Genomic DNA, 638 nt, shown 5'->3' with positions numbered 1-638 from the left:
CGCCCATCAATCAGAGACAAAATCCTATGAAAAAGATACATCATTAATGGGGGACGAATTTCATTATTATCTAAAAAATCCGTCATGTCATAACCAATAAATTTTGCATCAATGCCAATGTCGTCATCAGGATTGTCAAAAACCCACCCTAAGGCATTGCCTTTACACCATCTTTCTAAACGACCCGCTATCCCCTCCCTGTGCGTGGTGTCAAAAAACATTTGTAAGGCGGAGATCGTCCGTTGTTCTTTTGGCAACAAGGCAAGTTGGTCAACAGCAGCAGAAATATCTTGTCTTTCTGATTCACTGATCTTTTGATCTTCAGAAGAAACAAGCTTTATAATCCATTGGCGTAAAAAAACTCTATCTGCTGGATTGTTATAGTCTAAGCCTTTTAGCGGTGCTATGCCTGTCGGTCTACCATTCTTCAAGGGCATATAAGTGCCGCCACCCGCTCTGACAAAAAGTTCTGCGCCCCGATCTTTGTCAAAAAAGACCATATTGGGATCATGCTTTTGAAGTTGCGCTAAAAGAAAATTGACAATAACCGTTTTCCCAGAACCAGAGGGACCACAAACAAACGTATTGCCTAAATCACCAAAGTGAAAGTTAAAATAAAACGGTGAACCAGCAGAGGT

1 pseudogene is annotated in these 638 nt (G+C 41.1%); it reads right to left on the bottom strand.

Annotated elements, in window-relative coordinates:
- Positions 1–638, bottom strand: a pseudogene (locus ACFIL8_RS12130) (transporter); the annotation flags it as partial.

Source organism: Bartonella sp. AP57NXGY (assembly GCF_042195805.1).
GTDB lineage: Bacteria > Pseudomonadota > Alphaproteobacteria > Rhizobiales > Rhizobiaceae > Bartonella.
Note: the sequence above shows the minus strand (reverse complement) of the source record. Positions and strands in the feature narration are given on the sequence as shown.